Source organism: Pseudomonas shirazensis (assembly GCF_014268785.2).
GTDB classification, from domain to species: domain Bacteria; phylum Pseudomonadota; class Gammaproteobacteria; order Pseudomonadales; family Pseudomonadaceae; genus Aquipseudomonas; species Aquipseudomonas shirazensis.
This window is the reverse complement of sequence record NZ_JABWRD020000001.1, coordinates 744839-762715: the sequence shown is the minus strand read 5'-3', so window position 1 is coordinate 762715 and position 17877 is coordinate 744839. Positions and strand designations below refer to the sequence as shown.

Genomic DNA, 17877 nt, shown 5'->3' with positions numbered 1-17877 from the left:
TGCCCCTTACTCGCTGCCCTGCACGACCACCAGCAACTGCGCCTGCTGCGGGCCAATCGAGCGCAGCCGGTGGGGAGTCTGGGCGTTGAAATGCAAGGCATCGCCCTTCCCCAGGAGCACCCGCTCGGTCATGAAATCGACCTCAACCTGGCCACTATGGACGAACAGAAACTCCTCGCCCTGGTGCTCCTTGAAGGTCGGATCGCTGAACTCGGTGGGCGGCTGGATCAGAAACGGCAGCAGGCTGCGCTGGCCGACCTGCGAGGTCAGCACGGCATAGCCGGGACCCTCGCCGCTGCCGACCAAGGCCTGCCGTTCGCCCTGGCGGACCAGGCTGTAGCGCGCCTGGTCGCTGGCATCTTCAGAGAACAGCTCCTCGACGTTAACGTTCAACGCCCGCGCCAATTTCAGCGCGCTGGCAATCGACGGTGTGTTCAGCCCGCGCTCGACTTTGGACAGGTAGCTTTTGGTCATCCCGGCCTTGTCAGCCAGTACCTCAAGCGTGATACCGAGTTTTTTTCTCAGCAATTTCAATCGGATAGACATGAATTTCGGTATTCCCAAGAAACACTGTTGCTTATGACACTTTGTGTCATATAGGATATCTAGTGTCATTAATTGCATCATCGAGCTCGGACCACACCACACAGCCGAACACAGACCGCTGACCTTCATCATTCGCCACAGAGGATAGTCGCCCATGGCCACAACCCTGTCACACAGCAAAGAGCAACTGGTGCGCCAGGCGCTGACCCAGATGCAAAGTTCGCTCGCCGATAATACGTGGACCGTGCGCGAAAAGCTGGCACTGACCTGCCGAATTCTGTTCGACCACGGCCATGACTCCGGCCTGGCTGGGCAAATCAGCGCCCGCGGGCCACAACCCGGTACCTTCTACACCCAACAATTGGGCCTGGGTTTCGACGAGATCAGCGCCAGCAACCTGCTGCTGGTCAACGAGGACCTGGAAGTGCTCGAAGGACAAGGCATGCCAAACCCGGCCAACCGTTTTCACAGCTGGGTCTATCGCGCCCGTCCAGACGTTAACTGCATCATTCACACGCATCCGACCCATGTCGCAGCGCTGTCGATGCTTGAAGTGCCGCTGCAGGTCTCGCACATGGACCTGTGCCCGCTTTTTGAGGACTGCGCGTTTCTCGAAAGCTGGCCTGGTGTCCCGGTGGGCAACGAAGAAGGCGAACTGATCAGCAACGCGCTGGGCGACAAGCGCGCCATTCTGCTCTCGCACCACGGCCAGCTGTCGACCGGTGCCAGCGTCGAGCAAGCCTGCGTCTACGCCCAATTGATCGAACGCGCCGCCCGCCTGCAATTGCTGGCGATGGCTGCCGGCACCATCAAACCAATCTCTCCCGCGTTGGGCCGCGAGGCACACGACTGGATCGACCGGCCCAAACGCCACACTGCTGCCTTCAACTATTACGCCCGCCAGTGCCTGCGTAAGCATGAAGACTGCCTGAACTGATCAACCCTGCCTTGTTTGCGGAGCCTTGCACCATGACTACACAATTCCACGGCATCATCGGCTACACCGTTACCCCGTTCAGCCATGCCGGCGAACAGCTTGACCTGCCTGCACTCGGCCAGTGCATCGAGCGCCTGATCGACAGTGGCGTCCACGTGATCGCGCCGCTGGGCAGCACCGGTGAAGGCGCCTACCTGAGCGACAGTGAATGGCAACAGGTCGCCGAGTACAGCCTGAGCAGCATTGCCAAGCGCGTGCCGAGCATCGTCAGCGTCTCTGACCTGACCACTACCGGGGCGATCCGCCGTGCCCGTTTTGCCCAGGCACATGGCGCCGATGCGCTGATGGTGTTACCAACTGCGTACTGGAAGCTCAGCGAGCGCGAGATTGTCCAGCACTACCGCGCCATCGCAGCCTCGGTAGACCTGCCGATCATGCTCTACAACAACCCGGCCACCAGCGGCACCGACATGCCGGTCGAACTGATCCTGCGCATCGTGCGCGAGATCGACAACGTCACTATGGTCAAGGAAAGTACCGGTGATATTCAGCGGATGCACAAGCTGCATGTACTCGGTGAGGGTCAGGTGCCGTTCTACAACGGCTGCAACCCGTTGGCGCTGGAATCCTTCGCAGCGGGTGCCAAGGGCTGGTGCACGGCGGCCTGCAACCTGATCCCGGAACTCAACCTGGAGCTGTACCACGCGGTACTGGCGGGCGACCTGGAACAGGCCAAAACGCTGTTCTACCGGCAGTTGCCATTGCTTGAGTTCATCCTCAAGGGCGGCTTACCGGCTACCGTCAAGGCCGGCCTGACCCTGACCGGGCTGGATGCGGGTGAACCACGCCGGCCGGTATTCGCTCTGGATCAACAGAACATCGAGAAACTGCAGGAACTGTTGGCGCAACTGCGCTGAGCGGTTGAGCGGGTAGCCACACCCTGTACAAGCGCCTGCCTGAACCTCAACCAAGGTCAGGCAGACGTTGTCGATTCAACGCAACAGCAAACAGCCAGTCATCAGCACTCGATGCCGACGATCCACTGGGTTTTCGCAGCGTTGCTCTTGTCCAGATCCGGGCGACGCGCCACGGGCTGGGTGCAGCCACGTGTTTCGATGTACGGCTGTGCGACAGCTGCCGCCTCGGCGATGGTCAGCGGTTTGCCGTCATCGCGCTGGACGCTGATGAAGTATGGCTGGTTGAACGGGATGATGTAGCTGTCGAGGGTATAACGCGCGCCGTTCGCTTCGAGGTTGGCGTGGTTTTCATCGACTTTGGTCAGTCGGCTGGTGTCGAGGTGGTCATTGCCGGCGCAGCCCGCCAGCCCGGCCAACAGTGCGGCGCCGAGACACAGAGAAATCTTCTTCATTACAGCTCCTGAGTAAATGTGTGCCCGGCTGTGACCGCGTTTAACCGTTTAAGTGCCCGGACCCGCTCACGGCATCACCGGTGGCGTGTACTGCAAGGTCGAGCCGAGTGCCCACAGCAGCACCAGCACCAACGGCGCATGCACCAGCAGCTGCACGAACGAGAAGCCGATCAGGTCCCGCGCCTTGAGCCCAAGCACCCCAAGCAGCGGCAGCATGTAGAACGGGTTGATCAGGTTGGGCAAGGCTTCGGCCGCGTTGTAGATCTGTACCGCCCAGCCGAGGTGATACTGCAGGTCGTTGGCCACCAGCATCACGTACGGCGCTTCGATGATCCACTTGCCGCCGCCCGAGGGGATGAAGAAGCCCAGCACCGCCGAGTACACACCCATCAGCAAGGCATAGGTGTCGTGCGTGGCGATCTGCACGAAGAAGGTCGAGATATGATGAGCCAGAGTCTGCTCATCGATGCCCTTGACCTGAGTCAGCACCGCGGCGATCGAGCCATACAGGGGAAACTGGATCAGCACCCCGGTGGTGGTCGGCACCGCGCGGGTCACGGCATCGAGAAAGCTGCGCGGCCGCCAGTGCAGCAGAGCGCCGAGCATGATGAACAGGAAGTTGTAGGTATTGAGCCCGGAAATCGCGGTAATCGCCGGCTTGCTGGCGAACTCCTGATATAGCCAGCCAGCAGCCAATGCCACCAGCAACAAGGTTAGCACCGGGCTGTGTTCCAGCCATTCGCCGGGACGGGTACGCGGCGCCGGCGGCGGCGCGCTGAAGCTGGGGTCGATCCCGCATTGCTCGGCAGTACGCGCGCTGCTGGCGCCGGGTGCGGTGGCATAGGCCACGATCAGCGAGACGATCACCAGCGCCGCCAGCAGGACGCCGGACTGCCAAAGGAAGATGGTCTCGGTGAAGGGAATCACGCCGGTGATCGACAGGATCGACGGTGGCAGGCTGGCCGGGTTGGCCTGCAGCTGCGCCGCCGACGACGACAAGCCTAACGCCCATACCGCGCCCAAGCCAAGGTAGGCCGCTGCGCCTGCAGCGCGATAGTCCATTTTCAGATCGGTGCGGCGGGCCAGTGCCCTTACCAGTAAGCCGCCGAACACCAGCGACAGGCCCCAGTTGAGCAACGACGCCACCATCGAGATCAGCGCCACCCAGCAGACTGCAGAACGGCCGTTTTTCGGGATCCGTGCCAGCCGATCGATCAGCCGTGCCGCCGGCGGTGAGCTGGCGACCACATAACCGCCGATGACCACAAAGGCCATCTGCATGGTGAACGGGATCAGGCTCCAGAAACCATCGCCAAAGGCCTTGGCAGTGTCGGTCGGCTTGGCGCCCATGGCCATTGCGGCGACGCACACCAGCACCACCGCCAAGGCGGCAAATACCCACGAGTCGGGGAACCAGCGCTCGGCCCAGTTGGAGCAGCGCAGAGCGAACCGGGCGGAGCGGCTATCCTGAATTTCAGCGGCCACGGTAGTTTTCCTTTTATTGGTCTTGTCAGGGGATTTCAAGGCACACGCAAAAAACCTGCAGCAACGGGCCTGCTCGGCAAAGGGGTCAGCCTTTGCAGAGCAAGCCCACCACTACAGGGGGCTGGGGTAAACCAGCGGCGATCAGAAGGTCATTTCTTTCACATCATCGGCAACGATCAGCTTGCCGGCGGTTTTGGCAATCACTTCTTCGACAGTCACGCCCGGCGCGGTTTCGCGCAGGATGAATGCCCCGTTTTCGATTTCCAGATAGGCCAGGTCGGTCAGCACCTTGCGAATGCAGCCAGCACCGGTCAACGGCAGGCTGCAGCGCGACAGCAGCTTGGACTCGCCGTCCTTGGATGCATGGGTCATGGTGACGATGATGTTGTCGGCGCCTGCAACCAGGTCCATGGCGCCGCCCATGCCTTTGACCAGCTTGCCGGGGATCATCCACGAGGCAATGTTCCCTTCCACATCCACTTCAAAGGCGCCGAGTACGGTCAGGTCTACATGGCCGCCGCGGATCATCGCGAACGATTGTGCCGAATCGAAAATCGAGGCGCCGCGGCGGGCGGTGACGGTTTGTTTGCCGGCGTTGATCATGTCGGCATCGATGGTGCTCTCGGTGGGAAACTCGCCCATGCCGAGCAGACCGTTTTCCGATTGCAGCATCACGTCCATGTCGGCGGGGACATAGTTGGCCACCAGGGTCGGGATACCGATGCCGAGGTTGACGTAGAAGCCATCCTGCAGTTCACGGGCGACGCGTTGGGCCATCTGTTCGCGGGTCAGTGCCATGGTCTGGATCTCTTTGTTGTTCTATGGGCGGCGTTCAGGCCTTGACGGTGCGCTTTTCGATGCGCTTCTCGAAGGTGCCGACGATCACACGATCGACGAAGATCCCTGGGGTATGGATCTCGCTTGGCAGCAACACGCCGGGCTCGACGATCTCCTCGACCTCGACCACGGTGATCTTGCCGGCAGTAGCGGCCAGCGGGTTGAAGTTCTGCGCCGTGTTGCGATATATCACGTTGCCGTAGTGGTCGGCCTTCCAGCCTTTGACGATGGCGAAATCGCCGGTGATGGCTTCTTCGAGGATGTACTTGCGGCCATTGAACTCACGCACTTCCTTGCCTTCGGCAACCGGGGTGCCATAGCCGGTGGCGGTGAAGAACGCCGGTATGCCAGCGCCACCAGCGCGCATTTTCTCTGCCAGAGTGCCTTGGGGGGTCAGTACCACTTCAAGTTCGCCGCTGAGCAACTGGCGCTCGAACTCGGCGTTTTCGCCGACATAGGACGCGATCATCTTGGCGATCTGCCGTTCTTCGAGGAGGATGCCCAGGCCGAAACCATCGACGCCGCAGTTGTTCGAGACCACGGTCAGGCCCTTGACCCCGCTGCGCTTGATCTGGGCGATGAGGTTTTCCGGGATGCCGCAGAGGCCGAAGCCGCCGGCCAGTACGGTCATGTTGTCGGTCAGGCCTGCCAGGGCCTCTTCGTAGGTTGCAACGCGCTTGTCCAGTCCGGCCATGCTGATTCGCCTTTATAGTTGTTTGTGCGTGCAGCCATCTTCACCGCTGCCGACTGATTTGTTAATTTTGTTTTAGTCATCGATTGATAATTTTTCTAAAACAAAAGGCCCACCCCCGCATGAACGTCAAGCAGTTGCGTGCCTTTGTCACCGTAGCCAAGTACCTGAGCTTTGCCCAGGCGGGCGAGCATCTGCATGTGTCGCAGCCGGCCTTGAGCCTGACCATCAAGGCGTTGGAGGACAACCTCGGCGGCGCCCTGCTCGCCCGCACCACCCGCAGCGTCAGCCTGACCCCCGAAGGCGAGGTGCTGCTGCCGTTGGCGCGGCGGCTGCTGGCCGACTGGGACGACACCGAAGAGATGCTGCGCCAGCGCTTTACCTTGCAACTGGGGCGGGTCTCGGTGGCGGCGATGCCGGCCTTCGCCGGCAACTTGCTGCCGCAGGCGTTGAAGGTGTTTCGCCAGCGTTATCCGCGGGTCAACGTCACCGTGCATGACGTGATCAATGAACAGGTGCAGGAACTGGTGCGCCATCGCCGCGTCGAACTAGGCATTGGTTTCGAGCCGGACAACCTCGACGGTCTGCGCTTTGTGCCGCTGTACATGGACCGCTTCGTGGCGGTGGTGCCAGCAGACTCACCGCTGGCACTGCAGCATGAGGTGAGCTGGCAGGCATTGCTGGCCGAAGATTTCATCGCCCTGCAACGACCGTCTGCGGTGCGCCTGCTGCTGGAACAGAACGTCGCCGCCGGCCACGGCAAGTTGACCGTGGCGTTCGAGAGCCATCAGTTGACCACCATCGGCCGCATGGTCGCCAATGGCCTTGGCGTCAGCGCTGTGCCGGCTCTGTGCATCAAGCAGATGCAGGAGCTTGGCGCCCGCTGCGTCGCCTTGGTTGAACCCAGCGTCGAGCGGCGTATTGGCGTTATTTCGCTGAGTGAACACAAGCTTTCAACCGCAGCCGAGGCGCTGCTGGATGTCGTCATTGCCCACACCCCGCCACAGGAGTTGACATGCGCACAGTAGAACTTGCAGACCGCCGCATTGCCGCCATAGGCCAAGGCACTTGGTACATGGGCGAAGACCCGGCGCGCAAGGCCGCCGAGGTGGCGGCCTTGCAGCAAGGCATCGAGCTTGGCATGAGCCTGATCGACACCGCCGAGATGTATGCCGAAGGTGGCGCCGAGGAAGTGGTCGGCGCCGCCATGGCTGGTCGCCGTGACCAGGTGTTTCTGGTCAGCAAGGTCTACCCGCACAACGCCAGCCAGCGCGGCGTGCCGCAAGCCTGCGAGCGCAGCCTGCGCCGGCTGGGCACCGATTGCATTGACCTGTACCTGCTGCACTGGCGTGGCCAGTATCCGCTGGAAGAAACCGTCGAGGCCTTCGAGCGCTTGCGCGAACAAGGCAAGATTCGCCGCTGGGGCGTTTCCAACTTCGATCTGAACGACATGATCGAGCTTGATAACGCGGCCTGTGCAGCCAACCAGGTGCTGTACAACCCGCCCCAGCGCGGCATCGAGTTCGACCTGTTGCCCTGGAGCCAGGCGCAGCAGATGCCGATCATGGCTTACTGCCCGCTAGCCCAGGCAGGCCAGCTACTGCAGCATCCGCTGCTGGCCGAAATCGCCGAGCGCCATAACGCCACCCCAGCGCAGGTCAGCCTGGCCTGGGTTACCCGCCATGCGGGAGTGATTGCCATCCCCAAGGCCGTCGACCCAAGGCATGTGCAGCTCAATGCCGCGGCAGGCGAGCTAAGCTTGAGCGCTGCCGACCTGCAAGCGATTGATCAGGCCTTTGCCCCGCCTACGCGCAAGCAGCACCTGGCGATGGTCTAGGCCGGCCTCAGTGAAAGTCGCGGCTGCGCACGTCCAGCCCTTGCAATAGCGGGCTGACGTCTTCCAGCCGGCGGGCAATCAAGTGCCTGACGCCTTTCTCATGTTCCAGCCGGCCACTGACCTTGAGCAACTGGGCGCCAACCAGCGCCCTTCGCTGACGTTCGGCCAGGTCGCGCCAGACCACCACGTTGACCATGCCCGCCTCATCTTCCAGGGTGACAAACGTCACCCCGCTGGCCGTGCCAGGTCGCTGCCGACCAACCACCAGACCGGTCACGGCAATCGCATCGCCATGCTCGACGCTGTCCAGCTCCGCCGAGCTGCGACAACCCAATGCGCGCAGGCGCGGGCGCAACAGACTCAATGGGTGCGGCCCAAGGGTAGTGCCGAGGGTGGCGTAATCGGCTACCAGGTCCTGCGCCACGGTTGGCCTTGGCAACGCCACGGCCTGCTCGCCTGCGCTGCCGATATCGGCGAACAAGGGCAGTTGCGCCTGCACGGCAGCCACCTGCCAGCGGGCCTGATGACGATCGCTGGCCAACCCGCGCAACGCCCCGGCATCGGCCAGGCGCGCGCGGGCACGGCTGTCGAGCTCGGCGCGCAGGCACAGGTCTTCGACATCGCGCCAAGGTCGTTGCTGCCTGGCCTGCTGCAGCCGTGAAGCGTCGGCTTCGGTAAACCCGCGGATCTGGCGCAAGCCCAGGCGAATGGCCAAGGCGTCGCCGACCAAGGGCTCAAGGGTGCAGTCCCACTCGCTGTAAAAGACGTCCACCGGGCGCACCTCGATCCCTTGGCGCCTGGCGTCCTGGAGCAACTGGTCAGGGCTGTAGAAGCCCATTGGCCAGCTGTTGACCAAAGCACAGGTGAAGATCGCCGGCTCGTGGCACTTGAGCCAGCTGCTGGCGTAACACAACAAGGCAAAGCTGGCAGCGTGCGACTCGGGAAAGCCATAACTGCCAAAGCCCTTGATCTGCTCGAAGATTCGCTCGGCAAAGGCCAGCGCGTAGCCGTTACGCAGCATGCCCTCGAGCAAGCGCACGCGATGCGGTTCAAGGCCGCCGTGGCGTTTCCAGGCGGCCATGCTGCGGCGCAACTGATCGGCTTCGCCAGGGCTGTAGTCGGCGGCAACCATCGCCAACTCCATGACCTGTTCCTGGAACAACGGCACACCCAGCGTGCGCTTGAACACGGCCTCGAGCGCTGGCGATGGATACGTCACCTCTTCCTGCTTCAGCCGCCGGCGCAGATACGGGTGGACCATGTCGCCCTGAATCGGGCCCGGGCGGACGATCGCCACTTCGATTACCAGGTCATAAAACGTCTTGGGTTTGAGCCGCGGCAGCATGGCCATCTGCGCGCGTGATTCGATCTGAAACACACCGATGGTCTCGGCGCGGCTGATCATGGCGTAGGTCGCAGGGTCTTCGCTGGGAATGGTAGCCAGGGTCAAATGGCGCCCACGGTGCTGCGCGAGCAGATCGAAACAACGGCGAAGCGCGCTGAGCATCCCCAGCGCCAGCACGTCGACCTTGAGCAGGCCGACCATATCGAGGTCGTCCTTGTCCCACTGGATCACCGTGCGCTCGGCCATGGCCGCGTTTTCCACCGGCACCAGCTGGTCCAGCGGTTGCTCGGAAATGACAAAGCCCCCAGGGTGCTGCGACAGGTGCCGGGGGAAACCGATCAGATCGCCGGCCAGCACCAGAATCCGCCGCAACGACGGGCTTTGCGCCTCGAAGCCCGCCTCAGCCAGGCGCTGCGCATCGGGGATGCGATCCGTCCAGCGGCCGCAGCACTTGGCCAGCGCATCGACCTGGTCGGCCGGCAGCCCGAGCACCCGCGCCACATCGCGCACCGCGCCAGCCGCGTGATAGGTACTGACCACGGCGGTCAGTGCCGCACGGTGGCGACCATAGCGGCGGAATACATATTGAATGACCTCTTCGCGGCGATTGTGCTCGAAATCCACATCGATATCGGGCGGCTCGTTGCGCTCGCGTGAGAGAAAGCGCTCGAACAGCAGATGATGCTGCATCGGATCAAGCTCGGTGATGCCGAGCACAAAACACACCACCGAGTTGGCCGCCGAACCGCGGCCCTGACAGAGAATGCCTTGGTTGCGGGCGAAATCGACGATGTCGTGCACAGTGAGAAAGTAGCTTTCGTAGTGCAGCTCTTCGATCAGCGCCAGCTCCTTGTCGAGGACCTGGCGCACCTCGGCACTGGCGCCGTCCGGCCAACGCCGGGGCAGGCCCTGTTCACACAGGTGGCGCAGCCAACTGGCCGGGGTTTGCCCTGGCGGCACCACTTCGCGTGGATACTGGTATTTCAGCTCACTCAGCTCGAAGTGACAGCGCTCGGCGATCACCTGGCTTTGTTCGAGCAAGTCTCCCGGGTACAGCTCGTTGAGCTGAGCCAGGCTGCGCAGGTGGCGTTCGCCGTTGGCGAACAGGTAACGCCCGGCGCTGGTGATCGTGCAGTGATGGCGCACGGCGGTCATGCAATCCTGCAGGGCGCGCCGTCCACGGCTGTGCATGTGCACATCACCACAGGCCACAGCGCGAATGCCTAACTGGGCAGCCAGCGTGCGCAAACGAGCCAGGCGCGTAGTATCGTCAGCCCCACGGTGCAGGTGCACGGCCAGGTACAGCCGTTCACCAAACAGCTCACGCAGCCACTGAGCAGCGTTCGCGTCGTCAGCCTCATCCGGTATCCATAGCGCCAGCAAGCCCTCGCAATTGGCCTCAAGGTCCGCAGCAAACAACTGATACTCACCTTTGCCCGCCCGCCGCCGGGCGCGGGTGATCAAGCCACACAGGCTCTGATAGCCGCGCAGATTCTCGACCAGCAAAACCAGTTTCGGCCCGTCCTGCAAGCGTACTTCGCTGCCGACGATCAGCCGCAGCTGGTGCGCTTTGGCGGCTTGCCAGCCGCGTACGATACCGGCCAGGGTGCACTCATCGGTGATCGCCAGCGCCGTATAGCCTTGCTCGCGGGCACGCTTGAACAACTCGTCGGCACTGGAAGCCCCACGCTGGAAGCTGAAGTTCGACAGGCAATGCAGCTCGGCATAGCCGCCGGCGCTCATGCGAACCACCCCTGCAACCACAGCGGACCAGGCTCGGCGAGGTCTTGATAGGCCCAGCCGCGCAAGCCTTCACGGGTTTCGATGCGGTAGTAGTCACGGCGCACATCGCCGCCATCCCACCAGCCCGATTCGATCCGTTCGGCCCGCCCCAACAGCTGCACATCGGCCTCACTCAAGCGCAAAGGCGCCGCCAACAACCAACCTGGGCGGCTATCTGCAGCAGCCTGCAGCGTCCCGGACGCACCTTGGCTGGCAAGTTGCCAAGCGCACTCGGGGCGATGATCGGCTTCGGCACGCAGGCCCTGCACCGCTTCATCACCCAGCCGCGCGCGCAGCCGTTCGCGCAGTTGCTCCCACGGCTGCGCCTGTTGCGCGCGCGGGTCGAACAGCGCTTGATGCTGCGGCACAAAGGCCGGCAGGTCCGCTGCCAGCAAACGCAGGTTGCGCACCGGCGCAGTGATGCGCAGCGGCTCCAGGCGCCCGCGGGCCAGCTCGAACAGCAGGGTCGCATCACGTTCGGCGGCCAACAACCCGACCTTGAGCACGGTGTCCGGGCCCTCAACATGTTCAAGGTGCAGCTCGAAGCGCTGCACGCCACAGTCGCGCCCGGCCAGAAACGCCGCCAGGTCGTTGATCATCCGCCGCAACGGGAACAGCAAGGCCTGATGCGATTCAACGTCGAAGTTGAGCTCTAGACGCGTCTCGAAGCGGTCCGGCGGCAGGTAGAACTCGAGACCCAGACTGCGCAGCCCCAGCAGTTGATCCAGATGCAGCTGTACCCCGGCGGCAAAGCGCCGGGCCAGCGCATCACGCGGCAGGCCAAGCACCTCGCCGAGCTGACGCAGGCCCATCCGCGTAAAGGCCTCGCTGGCCTCGGTGGGCAGCCCGACCTTGTTGATCGGCAGCTTGGCCAGGGCCGTGCGGGTGTCGTCGGCATCGCTCAGGGCAAGGCCGTCATGACAGTTGGCAAGCATGCGAGCGGCCACCGGATTGCTCGCCAGCACAATGCGCTGGCGCAGCCCCAGAGCATCCAGCTCTTCGCGCAGGCGCGCCTGAAGCACAGGCCATGGCCCGAACAACTGCAGGCTGGAACCGACCTCGAGCAGCAAGGCCCGCGGATAATGCAGGCTAACCTGCGCGCTGTAGCGGTAGGCCCAGGCAGCCAGCAACTGCTGGACCTGCTCGACCTGGGCCGGGTCGGCTTCAACGCAGGTGAAACCATCGGCCAATGCGCGGGCGGCCATAAGCGTCTGCCCAGCGCGCAAGCCGAGCCTGGCGGCAGCCGGGTTGACCGCTTGCAGCACGCGGCGCTGGGTCGCCCCGCCGATCAATACCAGCGGCGTATCCGGGTCGTCGCGTTCACGCAGGACGCTGTCCAGCGCCAGCTGTGGCAATAAAATGCAGGCCCACAACATGCTGCATCAACCCTGACGGCGACTGGCAATTGGCACAGCAGGCGGCATGCCGCCGCGGCACTTGAGCACCCGCCATTGTGCGGGGCGAGTATCGACAGCAATGCGCAGCGCCGCCGGTGACGGGTTGTGCGCCGCGTGCTGCGGGCGGCAGGCGAACGCCAGTGCCTGGCCGGTTTCGGCAGCCACCTGCAAGCGGCGCAGGGCGCGATCATCGGCCCGTTCAGGCCAGCACAGCACCGCTGCACAACTGCCCGAGCGCAAGCACTGCTCGGCAGCCCACAAGGCATCGGCAGGCGCAGCCTCGACCTGGCTCAGCCAGCGCAGATCAACCCCGGCTGCCTGCCACGCCGGCGCATAAGGAATAAACGGCGGCGCGATCAGCACCACCCGCCCGGCCTCTGCGGTGAGCCGGGCCAGGCTCGGCCATAACAGTTGCAATTCACCACAGCCTGGACTGGCCAACAGCAGCTCACTCAGCGCAGCGGCAGGCCAACCGCCGTCGGGCAGGCGCTCATCGAGATGGGCATGGCCGGTTGGCTGCAGGCCGAGCGGGCGCGCCTGGGTTTGCCGGCCACGCCAAATTCGGCGCTGGTCGAGCAGGCCGTCCAGATCGACCACGGCGCCCATCAGTCGCGCCTCAGCAGGCCGCAGAAGACCCCTTCGATACAGAAGTCGCGCTCAGGGCCAACCTCGATCGGCGCATAGGCCGGGTTGCGCGGCAGCAAACGAAAGCCGCCGGGGATGCGCTGCAGACGCTTGATAGTGACCTCGCCATCCAGCCGGGCGACCACGATCTGGCCGTCGTCGGCTTCGCCTTGCTGGCGGATGCCGACCAGGTCACCGTCAAATATGCCGTCATCGATCATCGACTCGCCGCGCACCTTGAGCAGGTAGTCGGGCGTGCGCCGGAACAGGCTTGGGTCGAGCAGCAACTGCTCGTGGATATCCAGATCGGGCCCGATCGGCGCACCGGCAGCGACTTGGCCGAGTACCGGCAGTTCAAGGATTTCTGGCCGGCGCAAAGGCTCGGCCAGGCGGATACCGCGGGCCTGATTGGGCGTGACTTCGAGGTAGCCGCCCTGGCACAGCGCACTGATGTGCTTGCGGGCAACGCTACGCGAGGCAAAACCAAAGCGCTCGGCGATATCGGCGAGGCTCGGGGGCTGGCTGTGATCGGTGATGCGCTCGCGGATAAAAGCCAGAATCGCGCGGCGTTTTGGGGTCATATTGTCCATGGAGCACATTTGTACTCTTTTCTGCTAAAACTGAACAGCCCCCTTCGTCGTGCGCATTGGTTATGATCCCCTGCTCGATGTTCAAGCTTATGGATAACCAATGCTGACCGCCCTGCTGTTTGACCTCGATGGCACCCTGACCGATACCGACACGCTGCACCTGCAAGCCTTTCGCCAGTTGCTGCACGAGCAGGACGGCCGCGAGCTGACCCAGGCGCAGTTCGATGAACAGATCAGCGGTCAGGCCAACGGTGAGCTATTCGCCAGGCTGTTCCCAGATCAGAGCCCGGCGCAGCGCCAGGCGCTGGCGGAGCGCAAGGAAGCGCTGTTTCGCGAGCTCGCCCCTGAACTGCAACCGTTGCCTGGGTTACTGCGCTTGCTCGATTACGCCAAGACCGAGGCCATCGGCATGTGTGTGGTGACCAATGCGCCGCGCTTGAATGCTGAACACATGCTTGGCGCAATGGGCCTGACCCAACGCTTCACGCATGTGCTGGTAGCCGACGAACTGGCGCGGGCCAAGCCCGATCCGCTGCCCTACCTGACCGGCCTGGAGCGGCTGCAGGCGAATGCCGAGCATGCGCTGGCGTTTGAAGACTCACTGCCCGGCGTAACCGCTGCCAGCGCTGCAGGGATCTTCACCGTGGCCATAGCCACCACCCAGACGGCCGAACGCTTGCAGCAAGCCGGCGCGCAACTGGTCATCGATGATTTCAACGACCCGCGCTTGTGGCACCTGATCGAACAGCTGCGCGGCTGACAGCAACCGCTAAAGGCTGACGCCAAGTACTTCACGCAGCGACTCGCTGCGCTGATCGTCAGCGTCGCTGACCAACGCGAAGTTGTAAGCGCCATGCGACCAGTAGCGGGCTTCCAGCTGGCCATCGGTGCGTTGACCGGTCGGCATCTTGGCAAAGTGCTCGCCGGGCAGGCGCATGAACAGGCTGACCCGCTCGCCCTGCTTGTCTTCGAACACCACCAGCGCCGCCGGCCCCTGCTCGTTGCTCAACAGGCGCGCACCCACTGGCTGAAAGCCCAAGCCGGCCAGGTCGGGCAATTGGCCGACCCGATTGAAATGGCTGCCCAGCCAGGCGCGTAGCTGGCCCGGGTCGCTGGCCTGAATATCCAATGCGCTGCTGCCGACAAATAACCGATGAGCCTGCAGCGCATCGGCCATGGGCAGCTCGGTGGAGGCCATGCTCATTTGCCGCGCTTGCCAGCCGCCCATGCCGCCGACACCCAGACTCAACAGCAACGCCGCAGCCGTCGCCAGCCGGCGCACACGCCGTTGACGCAAGCGCCGTTGCAGCTGGCCAAGCTCAAGCGGCGGGCCGGGGGCCAGTTCGCCAAAACCGGCCAGGGCTGCACGCAGGCGTCGGGCGTCGTTGCGCCAGGCCTCGATACGCGCAGCCTCCTGCGGATTGGCGGCCAGCCACGCGTGTACTTCAGCGCGGCGCGCAGGGTCGAGGCGCTCGTCGATATAGGCGTGCAACTCGTGCTCGCTGGGGATCAGGTGTGTCATTTCAGTCTCCGCAGGGCCGGGGACGCTGGGCTGCCCTCGGTCAGTTGGCGCAATGCTGCACGGGCCCGCGACAAGCGCGACATCACCGTGCCGATAGGAATAGCCAAGGCCTCGGCGGCCTCCTTGTAACTCAAGCCCTCGACGCTGACCAACAACAGCAGCGCGCGCTGCTCGGCCGACAACTGGGCAAATGCCTGCAGGTCGGCCTGGGCGAAGATGATGTCTTCGGTGTTGTCGCCGATCGGCTCGCTGATCTCCTGGCCGCCGCTGAACCAAGCCAGCCACCGCCGGTGCAGCCGGTCGCGACGCTTGCTGTCGAGAAACAGCCGATACAGGATACTGAACAGCCACGCCCGCAGCGCCTCGGCCTCGCGCTGCTGGCCGCTGCGGCTCAAAGCGCGTTCGATGGTAGCCTGGACCAGGTCGTCGGCACTGCCCGGCTCGCGCGTCAGCCACACGGCAAAGCGGCGCAGGCGCTGCAGCAGTTCGCGCCATTGCGAGTCGTCGAGATCGTGCATGCTGTGATTCCGGCCCATGGACAGTCAGTGTAAGGGGCAGACGCAGCGCCACGAAATTTATTCCCGGGCGGCTGGAATAAGTTGCGCCCTGCCCCGTCGTACTTGCATCTTCACTGATCCGGATGTTGCTTATGAACACTCCCGTGCACGGCCCCGCCAAGCTTTGGCGGCTGACGGCCATTGCCGCCGGCCTGCTCGCCGCCGGCTGCGCGTTTGCCTACACCGCTGGCTGGATCGGCGGCCCCAAACTCAGCCCGCAACGCATCATCGACACCTTCGAAGCCCAGGCCGGGCACCACCCCGGGTATCGCAAGAACCACGCCAAGGGCCTTTGCGTCACCGGCTACTTCGAGAGCAGCGGGCTGGCCGCGCCGTTGTCCAGCGCGCGGGTCTTCGAGCAAGCGCGGGTGCCGGTGATCGGCCGCTTCGCAATTGGCGGCGCCAACCCGGCCACGCCTGACACCGGTGTGCCCGTGCGAAGCATGGCGTTGCAATTTGCTACCGACGACGGCCAGCTCTGGCGCACCGGAATGAACAACCCGCCGGTACTGGCAATCGGCACGCCAGAGGCGTTCTACCAACAGGTGCTGGCCATGACCCCGGACCCGGCCACCGGCAAAGCGGACCCGGCGCGTATGCAGGCGTTTTTTGCCGAGCACCCGGAAAGTGCGGCGTTTCGCCAATGGGCGGCGTCATACAAGCCCAGCGACAGCTTTGCCAGCACCCAATACCACAGCATCAACGCCTTCCGCCTGATCGACCGCCAGGGCAAAGAGCAGCCGGTGCGCTGGCAGGTCGAACCGCAAACACCCTATAGCGCCCTCCCTGCACAGGTCAGCGACACGCTGTTTTTGCAGCACGACCTCGCCCAACGGCTGAGCCAGGGCCCACTGCGCTGGACCTTGCGCCTGGTGCTGGCAGAGCCGGGCGACCCGCTGGAAGACCCGTCCAAACCGTGGCCCGCGCAACGGCGCAGCATCGATGCCGGCACGCTGGTGATCAATGCCGTCGATGCCCCCGAGCAAGGCGCCTGCCGTGATCTCAACTTCGATCCGCTGATTCTGCCGACTGGCATTCAGGCCACTGCCGATCCGATCCTGGCAGCGCGCTCGGCGGCCTACTCGGAGTCCTTCAATCGGCGTAGCCGCGAGTCCCTCAATACTGGAGTGCGACCATGAAACCTGCTGCCTTTCACCCCTTCGCACGGTTGCTACACTGGCTGATGGCGGTGCTGATCCTGGCAATGCTGTTTATCGGCGTGGGCATGGTCAGCGACCTGTCGACCCGCCATCCGTTGCTGGTGGAACTGCACAAGGCAACCGGCCTGTTACTGTTGCTGCTGGTGTTGGTGCGCATCGCTGTACGCCTGACAGTTCCCCATCCACCGCTGCCGGCAGACCTGCCGGCGCTGCAGCGGCTAGCCGCCAAGGCCTCGCACATTGCCCTGTATGGCCTGATGCTGAGCATGCCGCTGCTGGGCTGGGCGATGCTCTCGGCCGGTGGTTATCCACGCCCCTTGCAGTTGCCGGCCATTGCCCCGCACGACCTGCAGCTGTATGCGCTGCTGCGAGGCGCACACAGCTGGGCTGGCTATCTGCTGTTTGCCACGGTGCTGGTGCATCTGGGTGCGGCATTGATGCACGCCTGGGTCCGCCGCGATGCAGTGTTCAAAAGCATGTGGCCGGGGCCGCTGCGCGACAGCAAATAAGCTGCAGCAGGCGTTGGCCGTGACTCAAGCCACCACGACCAGCGCCGTTTAGATGCTCAGCGCGTTGCTGACAAGAGTGTGTTTTAATGCGTCGCTTATTATTTTTTACACCACTCTTCAGTACAGACAAGGCGGCTAATGGACACGGGGACACGACTCAAACTGGTGCGTGAACGCAACGGCCTCTCGCAACGAGAACTGGCTCGCCGCAGCGGCCTGACCAATTCGACCATCTCGCAGATCGAGCAAAACCGCGTCAGCCCCTCTGTCAGTTCGTTGAAAAAGCTGCTTGAAGGCATCCCCATGTCCCTGGCGGAGTTCTTCAGTTTCGATACCCCGGTGCGCGAAGAGCGCTTTGTCTTCCGCGGCGGCGACCAGCCCGACCTGGGCCGCAACGGCCTGCGCATGCTGCTGGTCGGTGCCAGCGTCGAAGGCCGGCAGATGCGTATGCTGCGTGAGTTGTATGCGCCTGGCGCCGATTCCGGCGAGCCGATCGTGCATGCCGAAGGCGAAGAATGCGGCCTGGTTACCCGCGGCACCATTGAGCTGTGGGTAGACGGCCAGGTCAGCGTGCTCAATGCCGGCGATGGTTACTACATCCCCACTACCCTGGCCCACAGCTTCAAGAACATCGGCCAGGACGAGGCTGAGATCATCAGCGCCAACACCCCAGCCAACTTCTGATCGAT

Annotated in this window: 19 protein-coding genes; 8 read left to right on the top strand and 11 right to left on the bottom strand. The window is 63.6% G+C overall.

Annotation, left to right across the window (positions count from 1 at the left end; genetic code table 11):
* Positions 1-6: 6 nt before the first annotated feature.
* Positions 7-546: a helix-turn-helix domain-containing protein gene (locus tag HU736_RS03205; RefSeq protein WP_186698444.1), complete on the bottom strand. Its 540-nt coding sequence runs from the start codon at positions 544-546 to the stop codon at positions 7-9.
* 154 nt (positions 547-700) lie between these two features.
* On the opposite strand from HU736_RS03205, the gene HU736_RS03200 reads away from it, so the two are divergent.
* A complete protein-coding gene (locus HU736_RS03200) occupies positions 701-1483 on the top strand; it encodes an aldolase (protein ID WP_186698446.1) in 783 nt (260 codons plus the stop codon).
* A gap of 32 nt (positions 1484-1515) precedes the next feature.
* Positions 1516-2400 (top strand): dihydrodipicolinate synthase family protein, encoded by an 885-nt coding sequence (locus tag HU736_RS03195; RefSeq protein ID WP_186698448.1) that lies wholly within the window; start codon positions 1516-1518, stop codon positions 2398-2400.
* Positions 2401-2501: 101 nt separating this feature from the next.
* On the opposite strand, the gene HU736_RS03190 is transcribed toward HU736_RS03195, so the two are convergent.
* From HU736_RS03190 to HU736_RS03175, 4 genes are all read right to left on the bottom strand, one after another.
* Positions 2502-2852, bottom strand: coding sequence for a hypothetical protein (locus HU736_RS03190; protein WP_150569449.1), 351 nt, complete (start codon positions 2850-2852; stop codon positions 2502-2504).
* A gap of 66 nt (positions 2853-2918) precedes the next feature.
* Positions 2919-4337: a short-chain fatty acid transporter gene (locus HU736_RS03185; RefSeq protein WP_103437103.1), complete on the bottom strand. Its 1419-nt coding sequence runs from the start codon at positions 4335-4337 to the stop codon at positions 2919-2921.
* Positions 4338-4478: 141 nt separating this feature from the next.
* A complete protein-coding gene (locus HU736_RS03180; RefSeq protein WP_103437102.1) occupies positions 4479-5135 on the bottom strand; it encodes a CoA transferase subunit B in 657 nt (218 codons plus the stop codon).
* 34 nt (positions 5136-5169) lie between these two features.
* Positions 5170-5868, bottom strand: a complete 699-nt coding sequence (locus HU736_RS03175) for a CoA transferase subunit A (RefSeq protein ID WP_186698450.1) — start codon at positions 5866-5868, stop codon at positions 5170-5172.
* 119 nt (positions 5869-5987) lie between these two features.
* Between HU736_RS03175 and HU736_RS03170 the strand changes: the two genes are divergently transcribed.
* Together HU736_RS03170 and HU736_RS03165 are read left to right on the top strand one after the other, a co-directional pair.
* Positions 5988-6893: a LysR family transcriptional regulator gene (locus HU736_RS03170; protein WP_101318835.1), complete on the top strand. Its 906-nt coding sequence runs from the start codon at positions 5988-5990 to the stop codon at positions 6891-6893.
* The gene (locus HU736_RS03165; protein ID WP_186698452.1) at positions 6881-7702 is read left to right on the top strand and encodes an aldo/keto reductase; all 822 of its coding nucleotides are present in this window, start codon (positions 6881-6883) and stop codon (positions 7700-7702) included. Before HU736_RS03170 ends, HU736_RS03165 begins: the two co-directional genes overlap by 13 nt.
* A gap of 7 nt (positions 7703-7709) precedes the next feature.
* On the opposite strand, the gene HU736_RS03160 is transcribed toward HU736_RS03165, so the two are convergent.
* Genes HU736_RS03160 through lexA form a run of 4 tightly spaced genes read right to left on the bottom strand, consistent with a single transcriptional unit; the run spans position 7710 to position 13440 of the window.
* Complete coding sequence (locus HU736_RS03160) at positions 7710-10790, bottom strand: error-prone DNA polymerase (RefSeq protein WP_186698454.1); 3081 nt, start codon at positions 10788-10790, stop codon at positions 7710-7712.
* Positions 10787-12205, bottom strand: a complete 1419-nt coding sequence (locus tag HU736_RS03155) for a Y-family DNA polymerase (RefSeq protein WP_186698456.1) — start codon at positions 12203-12205, stop codon at positions 10787-10789. Before HU736_RS03155 ends, HU736_RS03160 begins: the two co-directional genes overlap by 4 nt.
* Before the next feature lie 6 nt (positions 12206-12211).
* The gene (gene imuA / locus HU736_RS03150; protein WP_186698458.1) at positions 12212-12832 is read right to left on the bottom strand and encodes a translesion DNA synthesis-associated protein ImuA; all 621 of its coding nucleotides are present in this window, start codon (positions 12830-12832) and stop codon (positions 12212-12214) included.
* Positions 12832-13440, bottom strand: a complete 609-nt coding sequence (lexA, locus tag HU736_RS03145; protein ID WP_449127596.1) for a transcriptional repressor LexA — start codon at positions 13438-13440, stop codon at positions 12832-12834. The genes imuA and lexA overlap by 1 nt, the downstream gene beginning before the upstream one ends.
* Before the next feature lie 100 nt (positions 13441-13540).
* On the opposite strand from lexA, the gene HU736_RS03140 reads away from it, so the two are divergent.
* Positions 13541-14200 (top strand): HAD family hydrolase, encoded by a 660-nt coding sequence (locus HU736_RS03140; RefSeq protein WP_103437097.1) that lies wholly within the window; start codon positions 13541-13543, stop codon positions 14198-14200.
* Positions 14201-14209: 9 nt separating this feature from the next.
* Here the strand turns inward: HU736_RS03140 and HU736_RS03135 are convergent, their stop codons facing one another.
* Both HU736_RS03135 and HU736_RS03130 read right to left on the bottom strand, forming a co-directional pair.
* Positions 14210-14962 (bottom strand): anti-sigma factor family protein, encoded by a 753-nt coding sequence (locus tag HU736_RS03135; RefSeq protein ID WP_186698463.1) that lies wholly within the window; start codon positions 14960-14962, stop codon positions 14210-14212.
* Positions 14959-15480, bottom strand: a complete 522-nt coding sequence (locus tag HU736_RS03130) for a sigma-70 family RNA polymerase sigma factor (protein ID WP_150569456.1) — start codon at positions 15478-15480, stop codon at positions 14959-14961. Before HU736_RS03130 ends, HU736_RS03135 begins: the two co-directional genes overlap by 4 nt.
* A gap of 125 nt (positions 15481-15605) precedes the next feature.
* Between HU736_RS03130 and HU736_RS03125 the strand changes: the two genes are divergently transcribed.
* The 3 genes from HU736_RS03125 to HU736_RS03115 all read left to right on the top strand — a co-directional run bounded on the left by HU736_RS03125 (position 15606) and on the right by HU736_RS03115 (position 17872).
* Entirely contained in the window at positions 15606-16658 is a 1053-nt protein-coding gene (locus HU736_RS03125) for a catalase family peroxidase (protein ID WP_186698540.1), read from the top strand.
* Positions 16655-17188 (top strand): cytochrome b, encoded by a 534-nt coding sequence (locus tag HU736_RS03120; protein WP_103437094.1) that lies wholly within the window; start codon positions 16655-16657, stop codon positions 17186-17188. The genes HU736_RS03125 and HU736_RS03120 overlap by 4 nt, the downstream gene beginning before the upstream one ends.
* Before the next feature lie 138 nt (positions 17189-17326).
* Positions 17327-17872, top strand: coding sequence for a cupin domain-containing protein (locus HU736_RS03115; RefSeq protein WP_101318818.1), 546 nt, complete (start codon positions 17327-17329; stop codon positions 17870-17872).
* The last annotated feature ends 5 nt before the right edge of the window (positions 17873-17877 follow it).